Below are 15,792 nucleotides of genomic sequence, written 5' to 3'. Positions count from 1 at the left end.
ATGAGACGGTGGATATCTCAGTACTGGTCGTCGTCGTCCTCGTCCTTCGGTGCGGAGCGCAGCGAGCTCAGCTTGCGGAAGACGGCATCGGCGTCGATTTCCTTTTCTTCCTCGCGCTCGTAGCTCGGGGTCAGGCGCTCGGTTTCCTGAGCCGATTGCAGCGTCGCGCCAAGCTCGGCGGCGGTCGGCAGCGGACGGCCCTTGGAAGCCTTTTCCACTTCCATGTCGAGATCGATCTGGCTGCAGAGGCCGAGCGTCACCGGATCCATCGGCGCCAGGTTGGCCGAGTTCCAGTGGGTGCGCTCGCGGATCTGCTCGATGGTCGATTTCGTCGTGCCGACGAGGCGGGAAATCTGTGCGTCCTTCAGCTCCGGATGGTTGCGAACGAGCCAGAGAATGGCGTTCGGGCGGTCCTGACGCTTGGAAACCGGCGTATAACGCGGGCCGCGGCGCTTGGATTCCGGTACGCGAACCTTCGGTTCGGAAAGCTTCAGCTTGTGGTTCGGATTGGCTTCGGCGCGGGCGATCTCATCGCGGGAAAGCTGTCCCGTCGAGATCGGGTCGAGGCCCTTGATGCCCTGCGCGGCTTCGCCGTCGGCGATCGCCTTGACTTCGAGCGGATGCAGTTTGCAGAACTGCGCGATCTGATCGAAAGACAGTGCCGTGTTATCGACGAGCCAGATGGCTGTCGCCTTCGGCATGAGCAGTGTTTGAGCCATGGATATAGTCCTTCTATCGTCCGCGCCGGTCGCGGTCCGTGGATTGTCACCACAATGTCCGGGAAATATGCCGCTATATAACCGCACTGTCGCAGAATTGCAATTCTTCCGAAATGAAATGACCTTTGTCTAATTGCCGCCACGATGCGAACTGCTATGAATTGCCCTGATTTGAAATCTGGGCCCGTTTTGCCGGTGGCCTGTTGCATGTCCCATGAGGAGGAGTTCCATGTCGGAGAAGATCTATCCGGTCACGAAGCCGGTAAAGGCGCGCGCCCTGATCGATAAGGATAAGTACCTGAAATGGTACGAGGAGAGCATTGAAAACCCGGACAAGTTCTGGGGCAAACACGGCAAGCGGATCGACTGGTTCAAGCCCTATACAAAGGTCAAGAACACCTCCTTTAACGGCAAGGTGTCGATCAAATGGTTCGAGGACGGTCAGACCAATGTCTCCTACAATTGCATCGACCGTCATCTGAAGACCAATGGCGACCAGGTGGCGATCATCTGGGAAGGCGACAATCCCTATATCGACAAGAAGGTCACCTATAACGAGCTCTACGAGCACGTCTGCCGGATGGCGAACGTCTTGAAGAAACACGGCGTCAAGAAGGGCGATCGTGTCACGATCTACATGCCGATGATCCCGGAAGCGGCTTACGCGATGCTTGCCTGCGCCCGCATCGGCGCGGTGCATTCGATCGTCTTCGGCGGCTTCTCGCCGGAGGCCCTGGCGGGGCGCATCGTCGACTGTGAATCCACCTTCGTCATCACCTGCGACGAAGGCGTGCGCGGCGGCAAGCCGGTGCCGCTGAAGGACAACACCGATACTGCAATTCACATTGCAGCACGCCAGCACGTGATCGTGGAGAAGGTTCTGGTCGTGCGCCGCACCGGCGGCAAGACCGGCTGGGCGCCGGGCCGCGATCTCTGGCATCACCAGGAAATCGCCACGGTGAAGGCGGAATGCCCGCCGGTGAAGATGAAGGCGGAAGATCCGCTCTTCATTCTCTATACGTCAGGTTCAACAGGCAAGCCGAAGGGCGTTCTGCACACGACGGGCGGTTATCTCGTCTATGCGGCGATGACGCATGAATATGTCTTCGACTATCATCACGGCGATATCTATTGGTGCACCGCCGATGTCGGCTGGGTCACCGGCCATTCCTATATCGTCTATGGACCGCTCGCCAATTGCGCGACGACGCTGATGTTCGAGGGTGTGCCGAATTTCCCCGATCAGGGCCGTTTCTGGGAAGTGATCGACAAGCACAAGGTCAACATCTTCTATACGGCGCCGACGGCGATCCGCTCGCTGATGGGCGCCGGCGACGACTTCGTCACCCGCTCCTCACGCTCATCACTGCGCCTGCTCGGCACTGTGGGCGAACCGATCAATCCGGAAGCCTGGGAATGGTATTACAATGTCGTCGGCGACAAGCGCTGCCCTGTGATCGATACCTGGTGGCAGACGGAAACCGGCGGCCACATGATCACGCCGCTGCCCGGCGCCACCGATCTGAAACCCGGCTCGGCGACGACCCCGTTCTTCGGCATCAAACCGCAGCTGGTCGACAATGAGGGCAAGGTGCTGGAAGGTCCGGCCGATGGCAATCTCTGCATCACCGACAGCTGGCCCGGCCAGATGCGCACGGTTTACGGCGACCACGAACGTTTCATCCAGACCTATTTCTCCACCTACAAGGGGAAATATTTCACCGGCGACGGCTGCCGGCGCGATGCGGACGGCTATTACTGGATCACCGGGCGCGTCGACGACGTGCTCAACGTCTCCGGCCACCGGCTCGGAACGGCGGAGGTGGAATCCGCACTCGTCTCGCATAATCTGGTGTCGGAGGCCGCGGTCGTCGGTTATCCCCATGCGATCAAGGGCCAGGGCATCTATTGCTACGTGACGCTGATGGCCGGCCACGAGGGTTCGGACACGCTTCGCCAGGAACTGGTGAAACATGTGCGGGCAGAAATCGGCCCGATCGCCGCGCCCGACAAGATCCAGTTCGCGCCCGGCCTGCCGAAGACCCGCTCCGGCAAGATCATGCGCCGCATCCTGCGCAAGATCGCCGAAGACGATTTCGGTGCGCTTGGCGATACCTCGACGCTCGCCGATCCGGCCGTCGTCGACGATCTGGTCGCCAACCGGCAGAACAAGGCGACTGCTTAAACAACAAGGCCGCTCCCTCTTGTTGGAGCGGCCTCAGTTTGTTGACAAAGTCTCCTCCGTCATGCTCGGCCTTGCGCCGAGCATCTGACCACTGCAATTGTTTGACAGGAAATCATTTATTTTCAGATACTTAATTGGACGTTTGTAGATCCTCGGCACGAGGCCGAGGATGCCGTCGCGGGTTTTGCAGGGGTTTGTCAGCAGTCTGAAGCCGCTCCTTTGTTGGAGCGGTCTTATATTGGAGCGGTCTTATTTTTCCGCGCGGGAAATGCCGTTGCTTTTGAGCGGCGCTTTGCTCCCGCGCCGAATCAAAAATCGATCGCCCGGCCATTGATCTCGTAATCGCCGAAGCGGGCCGGCTCGGCGCCGCCGCGACCGCCGGTTTCCGGCGGCAGCTCCAGCGGCTTCTGGTTTTTTCGCCGCTCCTCGGCTTCGGCAAGGGCGCGCTTCGCAGCCGGAGACAGGACTTTGCGCGGCTGCGATGCCTCGGCCGTCGGCGTTTCGCTGTTGTCGTTATCGGCTTCCTGCATTGGCTTCTCCTGCCGGAAATATTGAAAATGGCTGGTGAATAACCAAATCATAATGCGCCGATGCTGCGATTGAAAGCTTGCGACCGTGAAATCGGAGATGGAGATTCACAATGAACCTCGTTCGCACTGCCATGTTGCTTGCCTTCATGACGGCGCTTTTCATGGTTGTCGGCTTTCTGATCGGCGGTCGGGCCGGCATGATGATCGCCTTCGTCATTGCCGCCGGGATGAATTTCTTCTCCTACTGGAATTCCGACCGCATGGTGCTTTCGGCCTATCGCGCCCAGGAGGTCGATGAGCGCAACGCGCCGGAATTCTTTGCGATCGTGCGCGATCTTGCTCGCAATGCCGGCCTGCCGATGCCGAAGGTTTATCTCTACGACAGCCCGCAGCCGAATGCCTTCGCCACCGGCCGCAACCCTGACAATGCAGCCGTCGCCGCTTCGACCGGCCTTCTCCAGGCATTGTCTCCGGAGGAGGTTGCCGGCGTGATGGCGCATGAGCTCGCCCATATTCAGAACCGCGACACGCTGACGATGACGATCACGGCAACGCTTGCCGGCGCGATCTCGATGCTCGGCAATTTCGCCTTCCTCTTCGGCGGCAATCGCGAAAACAACAACAATCCGCTCGGCTTCGTCGGCGTCCTCGTGGCGATGATCGTGGCGCCGCTTGCCGCCATGCTGGTGCAGATGGCGATCAGCCGCACGCGCGAATATTCGGCCGACCGCCGCGGTGCCGAAATCTGCGGCAATCCGCTCTGGCTGGCTTCGGCGCTCGGCAAGATTGCGCGGGGTGCTGCCCACATGCCGAACCAGGATGCCGAGCGCAACCCGGCGACGGCGCATATGTTCATCATCAACCCGCTCTCCGGCGAGCGCATGGACAATCTGTTTTCCACGCATCCGAACACGGAAAACCGCATCGCGGCGCTGCACGATATGGCGCAGGGCGGCATGAATATCTCGACGCCGCCGGTTCGGGCTGCTAATCCGTCGCGCAAATCGCGCTCTGTTCCGGATACGGGTCTTGGTCGCGGTGGTTCACAACCGCCAAAAGGTCCATGGTCTTGAATTCAGACGGCACGAAGAAACCATTCCGCAAGCATAAGCCCTCCGCCGAGCGTTCTGCGCCCGAAAAACCCGGCCTGCAGGCGCGGGCTGCGGCAGCCAAAATTCTTGCCGCCGTCGTCGATCGCAAACTGCCGCTCGACGGCGCTCTCGACCATGAACATGGCAATCCGGCCTATAAGGCACTCGGCGAAAACGATCGGGCGCTGGTCCGCGCCATTCTGAACACGACGCTGCGCCATCTGCCGCGTATCGATGCCGCGATTGCAGCGCTGCTGGAATCGCCGCTGCCGGAAGGGGCAAGGGCGCTGCATCATGTGCTCGCGATCGGGGCGGCGCAGATCCTCTATCTCGACGTGCCGGATCATTCGGCGGTCGATCTTGCCGTCGAGCAGGCCAATCTGGATCCGCGTAACCGGCGTTTCGCCAAGCTGGTCAATGCCATTCTTCGCCGGCTTGGCCGCGAGAAGCAGCAGGTGCTCGAAGAGATCGATAAGGTCGCGCCGATGCCGGCCTGGTTCATCGCCAGGCTGGAAAAGGCCTATGGCCGCGATGCGGCGCTGGCGATTTCGGAATCCCAGCTCGAGCCGGCGGCAATCGATCTGACCGTCAAGTCCGACCCCGAAGGCTGGGCAAAACGGCTGAACGGAACTGCCCTGCCCACGGGCGGCGTGCGGCTTGCCGCTTTCGATGGCGGCATCCCTTCGCTCGAAGGTTTCGACGAGGGCGCGTGGTGGGTGCAGGATGCGGCAGCAAGCATCCCGGCCAAGCTTTTCGGCGATCTCTCGGGCAAACGCACCGCCGATCTCTGTGCTGCCCCGGGCGGCAAGACGGCGCAGCTCATTCTTGCCGGCGGCACGGTCACCGCCCTCGACCAGTCGGAAAGCCGGCTGAGACGGCTGCGGTCGAATCTCGATCGGCTCGGTCTGAAAGCGGAGACGATCGCGGCCGATCTGACGACATTCGAGCCGGCAGAGCGTTTCGATGCGATCCTGCTCGATGCCCCCTGCTCTTCCACCGGCACGACGCGTCGGCACCCCGACGTGCTCTGGACCAAGGGACCCGAGGATATCGCCCGGCTGGCGGCGCTGCAGGAACGGCTGCTGCGTCACGCGCTGACATTGCTGAAGCCTGATGGAATGCTGGTTTTTTCGAATTGCTCGCTCGATCCCGCCGAAGGCGAAGAGGTCGTGGCCCGTGTTCTTGCGCAGACGCAAGGCGTCGAGCGCGTTCCGATCGGCGCCGGCGACTGGCCCGGCCTCGAAGCAGCGATCACGCCGCTCGGCGAATTCCGCACGCTTCCCACCATGTTGAAAATGCCCGACGGCATCGCCTCCGGCCTCGACGGCTTCTATGCCGCGGTGCTGCGGCGAGTGGCCTGATTGCAAATTTCAGCGCTCGCGGCGAATCTGCAAGTCCACGAGGCATTTCACATGTCTCGCGTCATGCACATCGTTCTTCTAAAATCGCCCCATGATCTCCGGTGAAGCGTTTTAATTTGCGTATATTCGAACCTTGTCACGAATTAATGCATTGCGGGCGATGAAATCGGCCGCTTTTCACCTATTCTTAACCACGAGGGTCAATAGACAATAGAATATGCAGTCCGGTCGGCGTTTTGCGAGCATGTATGTTCGGGAGGCTTGGCGGCGCGCCTTGCGCCGCGTCGCGTTGCTGCGCCTGAAGCTCTTCCGCCATTCGATCAACGTGCCCGAGCGTCTGATCGTCGCGCCGACCGATCTCCGCAGCATCGATTCGCATGTGGCCGACGAAATTCTCAACGGCCGGTTTCTGCTGGCCGGGCGCATGCTGGAAACGGGTGGAAAGTCACCCTTCACCTTCACCCTGCCCTCGCGCCCCTTCGCCACTCGCCTGCACAGCTTCGGCTGGCTGCGGCACATGCGGGCGAACAAGTCGGAGCGCAGTTCGGCCGCCGCCCGTGCGATCGTCGACAGCTGGCTTTCCATCCATGCCGGCCGCATGGAAGGCATTGCCTGGGAGATCGACATCACCGCCCAGCGTGTCATCGCCTGGCTGTCGCATTCGCCTGTCGTGCTGCAGAATGCCGACCGCAGCTTCTATCGCCGCTTCATGAAGTCGCTGGCGTTCCAGGTGAGGTTCCTGCATCGCATGGCGCCCTATACGCTTGGCGGCCTGGAGTTGTTTCGGCTGCGCATCGCGCTCGCCATGGCCTCCGTCGCCATGCCGACCCGCGCCTCCACCCTCAGGCGGGCGGCGCAGGCGCTCGACCGCGAATTCGATAGCCAGATTCTGCCGGATGGCGGCCATATCTCCCGCAATCCGCGTATCGGCCTGGAATTGCTGCTCGATCTGCTGCCGCTCAGGCAGACCTATGTCAATCTCGGTCACGACCTGCCGCAGAAACTGATCTCCGGCATCGACCGGATGTATCCGGCATTGCGATTCTTTCGCCATCAGGACGGAGATCTGGCGCTGTTCAACGGGGCGACCTCGACGCTGGCAAACGAGTTGATCTCGGTGCTGCGCTATGACGAGACCGCCGGCCAGCCGTTCAAGGCTTTGCCGCATTCGCGCTATCAGCGGCTTTCCGGAGGAAAAACGGTGATCATTGCCGATGCCGGCACGCCGCCTTCGGGAGGCGCGCTGCGGACCGTGCATGCCGGCAGCCTCTCCTTCGAAATGTCGTCCGGCCGCCACCGCTTCATCGTCAATTCCGGCTCGCCGAAATTTGCCGGGCACCGCTATGTCCAGATGGCCCGCACGACGGCGGCGCATTCGACCGTCATCCTGAACGACACCTCGTCCAGCCGTTTTTCGCCCTCGCCCTTCCTCAATCACGCGATCACCGAACCGGTCAAGACGGTCACCGTCGAACGTGCCGAAACGGAGGACGGACGCGACAGCATCAAACTCAGCCATGACGGTTATATCAGGGCGTTCGGGGTGCTGCACGAGCGTGAACTGACACTCAATGCCGCGGGCTCGATCGTGACCGGCCGCGACCGGCTCGTCGTCCGGGATGGCCGTCAGAGTGAGGAGCCGCTGAAGGCTGTCGCCCGTTTTCATATCCATCCCTCGATCGTCCTGCATCAGAGCGACGGCGAGTCCGTGCTGTTGACGGCGCCGGATGGCGAAAGCTGGCAGTTTTCCGCGCCCGGCAATGAAGTGCTGATCACCGAGGATATCTTCTTTGCCGACAGCTCCGGCATTTGCGGTTCGGACCAGATCGAGATCGACTTCGATCTTGCCGAGAAGACGGAAATCCGCTGGTTTTTGTCCCGCAAGGGATAGCACCTGTTTGCGCGGCGGCGAAGCTGTGCTAACGCGGCCTCACAATGCGAGCGTCCTGGGGCAGGATGATCTTAGGCCCAAGCCGGCCTGAAATCCGAATCCTGCTCTAACCCAATCGGATGTCTCCCGGAGCCCGAACGGAGAAGGTTTCATGGCCGTCATTTCCAAGAAGATCCCCGCCCCCGACAAGGTCGAAATCAAGACCGCGCTGCTTTCGGTCTTCGACAAGACCGGGATTGTCGAGCTTGCGCGCTCATTGTCGGACCGAGGCGTGCGGCTGCTGTCGACCGGCGGCACTTACAAGGCGATCGCCGCCGCCGGCCTTGCCGTCACCGATGTCTCCGAAATCACCGGCTTTCCCGAGATCATGGACGGGCGGGTCAAGACGCTGCATCCCACAGTGCATGGCGGCTTGCTGGCGATCCGCGACGATAGCGAGCATCAGGAGGCGATGAAGAAGCACGGCATCGAGGGCATCGACCTCGCCGTCATCAATCTCTACCCCTTCGAGGAGGTGCGGGCGGCCGGCGGCGATTATCCGACGACCGTCGAGAATATCGATATCGGCGGACCGGCGATGATCCGCGCATCCGCCAAGAACCATGCCTATGTGACGACGCTGACCGATCCGGCCGACTATGCTGAATTCCTGGAGCAGCTTTCCGCGGATGACGGCAAGACCGCCTATGCCTTCCGCCAGCGCATGGCCGCCAAGGCCTATGCCCGCACCGCCGCCTATGACGCTATGATTTCCAACTGGTTCGCCGAAGCGCTGTCGATCGACACGCCGCGCCACCGGGTTATCGGCGGCGCGCTGAAGGAGGAGATGCGCTACGGCGAAAATCCGCACCAGAAGGCCGCCTTCTACGTCACCGGCGAGAAGCGCCCGGGTGTGTCGACGGCTGCCCTTCTCCAGGGCAAGCAGCTCTCCTACAACAACATCAACGATACCGATGCCGCCTACGAGCTGGTCGCCGAATTCCTGCCCGAGAAGGCGCCGGCCTGCGCCATCATCAAACATGCCAATCCCTGCGGTGTTGCCACCGGATCAAGCCTGGTCGAGGCCTATCGCCGCGCGCTTGCCTGCGACAGCGTGTCCGCCTTCGGCGGCATTATCGCGCTTAACCGGACGCTTGATGCCGAAACGGCCGAGGAAATCGTCAAGCTCTTCACCGAGGTGATCATCGCGCCCGATGTCACCGACGAGGCGAAGGCAATCGTCGCCCGGAAGCCGAACCTGCGGCTGCTGTCTGCCGGCGGCCTGCCCGATCCGCGGGCTGCGGGCCTGACGGCGAAGACCGTTTCCGGCGGCCTGCTGGTCCAGAGCCGCGACAACGGCATGGTCGAGGATCTGGAACTCAAGGTCGTCACCAGGCGCGCGCCGACGGCGCAGGAGCTTGAGGATATGAAGTTCGCCTTCAAGGTCGGCAAACATGTGAAATCGAATGCCGTGGTCTATGCCAAGGACGGCCAGACGGCCGGCATCGGCGCCGGTCAAATGAGCCGGGTCGATTCCGCCCGTATCGCTGCGCTGAAGGCCGAAGAAGCGGCCAAGGCGCTCGGCCTTCCAGTGCCGATGACGCATGGCTCGGCAGTCGCCTCCGAAGCTTTCCTGCCTTTCGCCGATGGTCTTCTGTCGATGATCGCCGCAGGGGCGACGGCGGTTATCCAGCCGGGCGGCTCGATGCGCGACCAGGAAGTCATCGATGCCGCCAACGAACACGGCGTCGCCATGGTCTTCACCGGCATGCGCCATTTCCGTCACTGAATCGGGCCTGCCGCATGTTTCCGTGCCGTCCGGGCGTGCGTAGCGTTTCCTACGCGCGGTCGGCCGGATAGGGCGTACGGACCAACAGCGCCAAGCCACCGGCGAGGAACAGGATCAGCGTTGCCATTCCGAGCCGCGGTGATCCGCTCATATAGGTCACCAGCGAGAAGAGCAGCGTCGCCATGAAACTCGTGGCGCGCCCCGAAAGCGCGTAGATGCCGAAGTAGCGGCCAGCTTCCTCCGGGTTGACGCTGCGGGCGAGATAGGAGCGCGACGAGGCCTGCATCGGGCCGAAGGCGAAGCCGATCAGCAGACCGTAGAGGATATAGGCCTTCTCCGCCGCAGTGCCGAAGAGGCCGCCGGAATCGGCCGTCGGCAGCGGCATCAATCCGAAGAGCGTATAACCCGGTCCCGTCGAGATGATGCCGATGGTGGCGAGAAGCAGCATGGTGAGGCTGATGACGACGGTCACCTTGGAACCGACACCCCTGTCGATGCGGCCAGCGATCAGGCAGCCGAAGATGGCGACGACATTGAGGATGATGCCGTAAATGCCGATCTCGATCGTCGCCCAGCCGAACATGCCAGCCGCGAAGATGCCGCCGAGGATCAGCAGCCCGTTGACGCCATCCTGGTAGATCATCCGGGCGATGAGAAATCTCAGGATGCCGCGGCGTTCCCTGAGTTCGCCAAGCGTGTTTTTGAGTTCCCGCAGACCGGAGCGGACGGCCGTGCCGAAAGGCAGGCCCCTGCCGACATCCGGCGTGAATAAGAACATCGGCAGGATGAAAATCAGATACCAGACGGCTGAAATCGGCCCGGTAATGCGGGCATCCTGGCCGGTCTTCGGATCGAGGCCGAACAGCGGGTCGAGGCCTAGGATGGTCTTGCCGCTCTCAGGGCTCGCCGCCAAAAGCGTCACGACGGCGATGAGCACGATCATGCCGCCGAGGTAACCAAGCCCCCAGGCGGTGTTGGAGAGCTTGCCGACCTCGTGTTTGGCGACCAGGCGCGGCATCATCGAATCGTTGAAGACGATCGAGAACTCGGCCGAGATCGAGGCGAGGATCATGAAAATGACGGGATAGAGGACAGGCGAGCCGGGGGCTGCGAACCACAGGCCGAAGAGGCTTATGATTTTGATGATCGCGAAGAAGCCGATCCAGGGTTTGCGGGCGCCGGACTGATCGGCAATCGAGCCGAGCACGGGTGAAAGCAGGGCGATGATCACTGAGGAGATCGTCGCCATGTTGCTCCACGTCGTCTGCGCGGACACCGGGTCATTGGTCAGCCGGGAAACGAAATAAGGCCCGAAGATAAAGGTGGTGACCACGGTGAAGAAGGGCTGCGCTGCCCAATCGAAGAACATCCACCCCCAGATGCCCTTCTCCGTGGCTTTCGGCGGCTGCGTTCCTGTCCAGTCGATGCGATTCACCATCCGCTCCTTTTTGCAGCGGACTGTCTCACCTCACCCGGTCGCGCGCAAGATCGGTCAGGATACCTGCAGCAACGGTAATACGCGCAAGATTGGGATCGCCGCCGTCGCTGAGGCTCGAAAGCTCCTCGACGATGCGGTTGATCCGGATGCGATCCTGCGCATGCCAGGCCTGGACGGGAAGCTTCTCCTTGCCGTGATCGGAGAGCGCGGAGATGACGATATCGCGCCTCGCGCTGGCGATCTGGTCGATGCTGCGGGCCAACGCCAGATTCTCGTAATGATCGGAGGTAAGGATGCGTCCGCCTGCCGCCAGCAGCCGGGCGATGCGGAAGGTCTGCGACACCGCGAAGTAATTCTCTGCGGCGCGCACCAGCGGCTCACCGGTGCGTTCGGCAATCTGCATGATCTCGGGCACCAGTGCGAAGCTGTGGAGATTGGCGATCTCGGCGGCGAGTTTTTCGGGCACGCCGGCCTGCGCATATTCCGCCTGGCGTGCGGCAGCATCGCTGGCCGACTGTTCGGCGAAGGCAGGTTTCAGCTTCTTCAGGGCAGCCTGCAGCCGGCTAATCACTTCGGCCATGTCGGCCTTGGCCATGCCGGTCTTCAGGAGCAGGCGTGTCAGCACGATGAAGCTGTGGCTGATCTCCTCGTAGATGCGGTTCTGCAACTGACCGGACACCTTGCCGTCGAGCGCATCCGTCTCGGACCAGAGCCTGGTCAGGTCGAAACCGTCGCGGGCGACGATCGCTGCACGCACGACTTCCGGAGCCGAAGCCGCCGTTGCGTCCATCATGGCGACGGTGAAGCTCGGCCCGCCGCGGTTGATCGCCTCGTTGGCAAGCACCGTCGCGATGATTTCGCGCTTCAGCCGGTGGCCTGATATATCGCCGGCATTCGACTTCTGCATCTTCACCGGGAAGTAATTGGAAAGCGTCGCGGTGAAATAGGGATCGTCAGGCAGGTCGCTGGCAGCAAGCGCATCGAAGAGCACGATCTTGGCATAGGACACCAGCACGCCGATTTCCGGCCGGGTCAGCGGCTTGCCGGCGGCGTATCTCTCGGCCAGCGTCGCTTCGTCCGGCAATGTCTCGACCTTGCGGTTCAACTGCTTGGCGCCTTCGAGAACGGTCATGAAACGCGCAAGTTCCAGGCCGTTCGCCGTGCCCTTGCGCTCCGTCAGCGAGATCGCCAGTGACTGCAGATAGTTGTTGCGCAGCACGAGTACCGCCACCTCGTCGGTCATCGACGACAGAAGCTGGTCGCGTTTCGCGCGCGTCAGGCGCCCGTCATGCATGGCGGCGGCCAGCGCGATCTTGATGTTGACCTCGACGTCCGAGGTGTTGACGCCGGCCGAGTTGTCGATGGCGTCGGAGTTGCAGCGTCCGCCCTTGAGGCCGTAGGCGATGCGGCCCTTCTGGGTGACGCCGAGGTTTGCACCCTCGCCGATCACCTTGGCGCGGACCTCCGTCGCGGTGATGCGGATCGGGTCGTTGGCGCGGTCGCCGACTTCGGTGTCGGTTTCGGAAGGAGCCTTCACATAGGTGCCGATGCCGCCGAACCAGAGCAGGTCGACCGGGCTTTTCAGGATCGCGGTCATGATCTCGAAGGGGGTCGCCACCGCCTTGTCGATGCCGATCGCGGCAACCGCCTCCGGCGTCAGCGTTACCGACTTGGCGGCGCGGGAAATGATCATCGCGCCTTTCGAGAGAACGCTTTTGTCGAAATCCTGCCAGCTCGAGCGCGGCAGGTTGAAAAGCCGCTGGCGCTCGGCCAGCGTCTTTTCCATGTCTGGATCGGGATCGATGACGATGTCGCGGTGATCGAAGGCGGCGATCAGCCTGATCTTGGGAGAGAGCAGCATGCCGTTGCCGAAGACGTCGCCCGACATATCGCCGACGCCGGCGACGGTGAAGGGGGTCGTCTGGATGTCGATGTCCATTTCGCGGAAATGGCGTTTGACGGTTTCCCAGGCGCCGCGGGCGGTAATGCCCATCTTCTTATGGTCATAACCGGCCGAGCCGCCGGAGGCGAAGGCGTCGTCCAGCCAGAAGCCGGCTTCCTGCGCCAGCGCATTGGCGGTGTCGGAGAAGGTTGCCGTGCCCTTGTCGGCGGCGACGACGAAATAGGGATCGTCGCCATCGAGCCTCACCGTATCCTTCGGCGGCACGATCTCGGCACCCGAGATGTTGTCGGTGATCGACAGCAGCGTGCGGATATAGGTCTTGTAAGCCTCGCGGCCGGCATTGAAAATCTCATCGCGGTTGCCGCCAACGGGGAGTTTCTTCGGATAGAAGCCACCCTTGGCGCCGACCGGCACGATGACCGCGTTCTTCACCTGCTGCGCCTTGACGAGGCCGAGCACTTCGGTGCGGTAATCTTCGGCGCGATCAGACCAGCGCAGACCGCCGCGCGCCACCTTGCCGAAGCGCAGGTGCACGCCTTCGACCTCGACGCCGTAGACGAACATTTCGCGGAAGGGTTTCGGTTCCGGCAACCCGTCGACGAGGTGCGGATCGAGCTTGAAGGCCAGCATCGGCTTCGGCGACCCGTCCGGGTTCTTCTGGAAATAATTGGTACGCAGCGTCGCATCGACGATATTGACGTAGCGGCGCAGAATGCGGTCGTCGTCCAGGCTCGGCACGTTGGCGAGTTCGGCCTCGATCGCCTGATGCAGCTCGGCAAGCTTCTTGACGCGGGCCTTTTCCGAAAGCCTGGTGTCGAGCGTATCGTGGAACAGCCGGAAGATCGCGGCGGCAATCCTGGGATATTTGTCGAGCGTCGTTGCGATATAATCCTGCGAATAGGCGATGCCGGCCTGGCGGAGATAACGCGCATAGGCGCGCAGCACGTTGGCCTCGCGTGCCGAAAGCCCGGCCGACAGGATCAGCCGGTTGAAGCTGTCATTGTCGATCGTGCCGGCGAAGGCGGCGACGAAAGCCTCCTCGAGAGCGGCGCCATAACGCTGCAGATCGATTTCGCCGCCGGTGCGGGTCTCGAGCTCCATATCGTGCAGCACCACGAGCTTCGTTTCTCCAGCGGCAGCCGGCACGCCGATGTCGAAGGTGCGTTCGCTGACGACATTGAAGCCGAGATTTTCCAGAAGCGGCACGCGGCGCGACAGCGCCAGCTGGCCGCCGGCGTGGAAGATCTTCAGCGAGAGGGTCCGGCCCTCATCTTCCTGGCGATGGTAGAACTGGATACGAAGCGGCTCGCCGGCGGCGCAGGCACCGATATCGGCGAGGTCGGCCACCGTTTCCTCCGGAGTGAAGGAATCCTGGAAGGCCTGGTCGACCGATATTTTCGGCGCCTTGGGTCCGGCCAGCGCCTCGAAACGATCGTCCCAGCGGGCGGTAATCTCGCGGATCACCTGCTCGAGCTTGGCCTGCGGAATGCGCGGGGTCTTGCCGCCGGAACGGCCGATGATGAAATGCACGCGTGCCACGCCGCCTTCCGGGAAAGCCGGGTAATAGGCGGAGACGCGGCCGTCATAGACCGTCTTCAGATAGGTGCCGATGCGTTCGCGGACGATCGAATCATATTCCTCGCGCGGCACGTAGACGATCACCGAGACGAAGCGGTCGAAATGGTCGATGCGCGGCAGGGCGCGCACGCGCGGCCGGTCGGCCAGATCGTTGATCTGTTCGGCAAAACTGGCAAGCAGTGTCGTGTCGATCTGGAAAAGATCGTCGCGCGGATAGGATTCCAGCGTGTTGTCGAGCATGCGGCCGGAATGGCTCATTGGGTCGAAGCCGAAATGCTCCTTCACTTTCTCGATCTTGGAACGCAGCAGCGGGATTTCGGCGGCGAGCGAGGTATAGGCCGTCGAGGTGAAAAGACCGACGATGCGCAGTTCGCCGGTGACGTTGCCCTTGGCGTCGAAACGCTTGACGCCGACATAATCCATATAGGCGCGACGATGGACGATCGATTTCACGTTCGCCTTGGTGACGATCAGGAAGTCGGGACCGTCGAGGAAGGCAAGAATCTCCGGTGTCGTTGTCACGGCGTCCTTGCCGGTGCGCAGCACGAGAACGTCAGGATTGGAGAGAATGCCGAGGCCGGCGCCCTTGTCACGTTCCACCTTGGCATCGGAACCCTTGCCGGAATAGACATATTCGCGCATGCCGAGGAAGGTGAAATTCTCGTCGCGCAGCCAGCTCAAAAAGGCGATCGCCTCGGCATGTTCGGCCTTCCTGCGGCCGGCGCCGTTGGCGGCAAGCTCGGCGATGACGCCATCGAGCTTGGAGAGCATCGGCTTCCAGTCGGAAACCGACAGGCGGACCTGTTCCAGCACCGTTTCGATGCGCTTGACGAGATCGGCGGCCTGGGCGGAATTGAGCGGGGCGATATGAAGCTGGATGTGGCTGACCCGCGCCGCCGGATCGCTCGGTTGGTCGGCGGAATAAAGCGTGGGTGCCTTGCCTTTTTCGATCACCAGGATGGGATGCACGGCCATGAACAGGTCGCGGTGCGTGCTCGTCACTTCTCCCATGACCGATTCATAGAGAAAGGGCATGTTCCGATCGGTGACCGAAAGCACCGAGACGGCGGTGCCGTCAGGCGTGACATCGGCAATGGTGTCGATGCTGACGCGCGGCGCCTTGCCGTTCCAGGCAGCGAGTTCCTTGGCGGAATGCACTGCGGAGAGCGCCAGCATATCAGCCGTATAGAGTTCGAGATCGTCATTGCTGGCCCGGCCGAAGAGGATTTCCGGATCGAGATGCGGCTCGTTTGTCGCCTTGGCGATCTTACGCGCATTTTCGATCTGCTTTTCCCGTTTCGGATTGTTTCTGGCAGCCATGGATCGCC

The 15,792-nt window shown here is 62.0% G+C and carries 9 protein-coding genes; 5 read left to right on the top strand and 4 right to left on the bottom strand.

The features are described 5' to 3' along the window. Positions 1 to 17: 17 nt before the first annotated feature. A complete protein-coding gene (locus tag RHEC894_RS21590) occupies positions 18 to 719 on the bottom strand; it encodes a DUF1013 domain-containing protein (protein ID WP_085738789.1) in 702 nt (233 codons plus the stop codon). Between the two features lie 229 nt (positions 720 to 948). Between RHEC894_RS21590 and acs the strand changes: the two genes are divergently transcribed. Continuing rightward, a complete protein-coding gene (acs, locus tag RHEC894_RS21585; protein WP_085738788.1) occupies positions 949 to 2,904 on the top strand; it encodes an acetate--CoA ligase in 1,956 nt (651 codons plus the stop codon). Positions 2,905 to 3,212: 308 nt separating this feature from the next. On the opposite strand, the gene RHEC894_RS21580 is transcribed toward acs, so the two are convergent. Beyond that, the gene (locus tag RHEC894_RS21580; protein ID WP_010069384.1) at positions 3,213 to 3,434 is read right to left on the bottom strand and encodes a DUF1674 domain-containing protein; all 222 of its coding nucleotides are present in this window, start codon (positions 3,432 to 3,434) and stop codon (positions 3,213 to 3,215) included. 110 nt (positions 3,435 to 3,544) lie between these two features. On the opposite strand from RHEC894_RS21580, the gene htpX reads away from it, so the two are divergent. From htpX to purH, 4 genes are all read left to right on the top strand, one after another. Beyond that, positions 3,545 to 4,507: a zinc metalloprotease HtpX gene (gene htpX / locus RHEC894_RS21575; RefSeq protein ID WP_085738787.1), complete on the top strand. Its 963-nt coding sequence runs from the start codon at positions 3,545 to 3,547 to the stop codon at positions 4,505 to 4,507. Next, on the top strand, positions 4,498 to 5,886 hold the full coding sequence (locus RHEC894_RS21570) for an RsmB/NOP family class I SAM-dependent RNA methyltransferase (protein ID WP_085738786.1): 1,389 nt from the start codon (positions 4,498 to 4,500) through the stop codon (positions 5,884 to 5,886). The genes htpX and RHEC894_RS21570 overlap by 10 nt, the downstream gene beginning before the upstream one ends. Before the next feature lie 217 nt (positions 5,887 to 6,103). Beyond that, positions 6,104 to 7,777, top strand: coding sequence for a heparinase II/III family protein (locus tag RHEC894_RS21565; RefSeq protein ID WP_085738785.1), 1,674 nt, complete (start codon positions 6,104 to 6,106; stop codon positions 7,775 to 7,777). A 151-nt stretch (positions 7,778 to 7,928) separates the two neighbouring features. Further along, complete coding sequence (gene purH, locus RHEC894_RS21560) at positions 7,929 to 9,545, top strand: bifunctional phosphoribosylaminoimidazolecarboxamide formyltransferase/IMP cyclohydrolase (RefSeq protein WP_085738784.1); 1,617 nt, start codon at positions 7,929 to 7,931, stop codon at positions 9,543 to 9,545. A gap of 49 nt (positions 9,546 to 9,594) precedes the next feature. Here the strand turns inward: purH and RHEC894_RS21555 are convergent, their stop codons facing one another. Then, the gene (locus RHEC894_RS21555) at positions 9,595 to 10,983 is read right to left on the bottom strand and encodes an MFS transporter (RefSeq protein ID WP_085738783.1); all 1,389 of its coding nucleotides are present in this window, start codon (positions 10,981 to 10,983) and stop codon (positions 9,595 to 9,597) included. 25 nt (positions 10,984 to 11,008) lie between these two features. Next, the gene (locus tag RHEC894_RS21550; protein ID WP_085738782.1) at positions 11,009 to 15,784 is read right to left on the bottom strand and encodes an NAD-glutamate dehydrogenase; all 4,776 of its coding nucleotides are present in this window, start codon (positions 15,782 to 15,784) and stop codon (positions 11,009 to 11,011) included. Positions 15,785 to 15,792: the final 8 nt, after the last annotated feature.

The organism is Rhizobium sp. CIAT894 (assembly GCF_000172795.2).
Classification (GTDB): domain Bacteria; phylum Pseudomonadota; class Alphaproteobacteria; order Rhizobiales; family Rhizobiaceae; genus Rhizobium.
This window is presented reverse-complemented; position numbering and strand designations above follow the sequence as displayed.

Excerpts from the sequence above, each read along its gene's own strand:
- RHEC894_RS21590 (WP_085738789.1), bottom strand. The coding sequence starts at position 719 with ATGGCTCAAACACTGCTCATGCCGAAGGCGACAGCCATCTGGCTCGTC.
- acs (WP_085738788.1), top strand. The coding sequence starts at position 949 with ATGTCGGAGAAGATCTATCCGGTCACGAAGCCGGTAAAGGCGCGCGCC.
- RHEC894_RS21580 (WP_010069384.1), bottom strand. The coding sequence starts at position 3,434 with ATGCAGGAAGCCGATAACGACAACAGCGAAACGCCGACGGCCGAGGCA.
- htpX (WP_085738787.1), top strand. The coding sequence starts at position 3,545 with ATGAACCTCGTTCGCACTGCCATGTTGCTTGCCTTCATGACGGCGCTT.
- RHEC894_RS21570 (WP_085738786.1), top strand. The coding sequence starts at position 4,498 with ATGGTCTTGAATTCAGACGGCACGAAGAAACCATTCCGCAAGCATAAG.
- RHEC894_RS21565 (WP_085738785.1), top strand. The coding sequence starts at position 6,104 with ATGCAGTCCGGTCGGCGTTTTGCGAGCATGTATGTTCGGGAGGCTTGG.
- purH (WP_085738784.1), top strand. The coding sequence starts at position 7,929 with ATGGCCGTCATTTCCAAGAAGATCCCCGCCCCCGACAAGGTCGAAATC.
- RHEC894_RS21555 (WP_085738783.1), bottom strand. The coding sequence starts at position 10,983 with ATGGTGAATCGCATCGACTGGACAGGAACGCAGCCGCCGAAAGCCACG.
- RHEC894_RS21550 (WP_085738782.1), bottom strand. The coding sequence starts at position 15,784 with ATGGCTGCCAGAAACAATCCGAAACGGGAAAAGCAGATCGAAAATGCG.